This window comes from Ruegeria sp. AP12, from assembly GCF_056540025.1.
In genome coordinates, this window is the sequence record NZ_JBQFVZ010000115.1 from 1 (window position 1) to 1001 (window position 1001).

Sequence of the window (1001 nt, forward strand, 5' to 3'; positions counted from 1 at the left end):
ACTGAGCGTGGTGTCCGGCCAGACCGTTGCTTCAAGCGCGAAATGCAGGACCCATGAGGCGATCGCCGTGAACACGCAGAACACAGCGACCGAGCTTGTTGGCGTTTCCCCCAGTTTCCGCGACAAAACGGAGTAGCCTGACCATGTCAGGGCGCACAGGAACGCCAGCGCGTATCCCGGTAGGTGGTCGGCTTGGAACCCGGCGCTGCCACCGCCAGTTATGATCAGTGCAGCCCCGGCAAACCCCAAACAGGCCCCGATCAGGTGGCCAGCGCGCAGATTCTCTCCGGGCAACAGGCCGGAGAACAGGACGATAAGCAGCGGCCAGAGATAGGCGATCAGCCCCGCTTCGGCCGCCGGGGCCATCCGAAGGGCCGAGAAGTATAGCGCGTGGTAGCCGAACAGGCCCACCGTTCCAAAGGCGTAGACTTTCCAACTGATGCGGCGCAGCTGGGACAATCCGCCCGATCGCCACGTCCAGACAAGCCCCAAAGTACCGCCGATACTGAAGCAGATCGCATTCAGTAGAAGCGGCGGTGTTGGGGCTGACCCGACTGTGAACAGGGCCAGCAGCGCCCAAAGCAAAACCGCAATGAAGCCGATGGCGGTGGCGCGTTGTCTGGTCATGTGGATGAGACGTCTTCTACACGAACGATGGTGAATTCATCCGAGATATGAGCGGTTTTTTCAATCTCCGCAACAAACCAATCGCGAAATGCTGCGACTTGAGGCCGGTTCTCCGCTCTGGGCAGGCAGAGAAATCGAAAGCGGCCTTTGGTCTCAATGGCGGTTTTGAACGGCGCGACAAGCCTCCCCTCCATCATGTCCTTGATGATCATCGCCCGTCGCCCCAAGGCCACGCCAACTCCGGCGACAGCCGCGTCAATCGCGTGGTCTGCGTTGGAAAAATGCGCCCCGTGGGTCGGCGTGAACTCGACGCCAACAGCCCTAAACCAAGTCGGCCAATCTGCCGGAGGCTTCAGAAACGCAATCGAATCGTC

Annotated in this window: 2 protein-coding genes; both read right to left on the minus strand. The window is 60.4% G+C overall.

Going from position 1 to position 1001, the window contains the following annotated elements; all coding sequences use genetic code 11:
• Positions 1-627 (minus strand): aromatic amino acid exporter YddG (gene yddG, locus ACR0E6_RS21605; protein ID WP_480587177.1); only part of this gene is annotated, 627 nt, incomplete at its 3' end.
• On the minus strand, positions 624-1001 hold a 378-nt coding region (locus ACR0E6_RS21610), incomplete at its 5' end, for a LysR substrate-binding domain-containing protein (RefSeq protein ID WP_480587179.1). The genes yddG and ACR0E6_RS21610, both read right to left, overlap by 4 nt.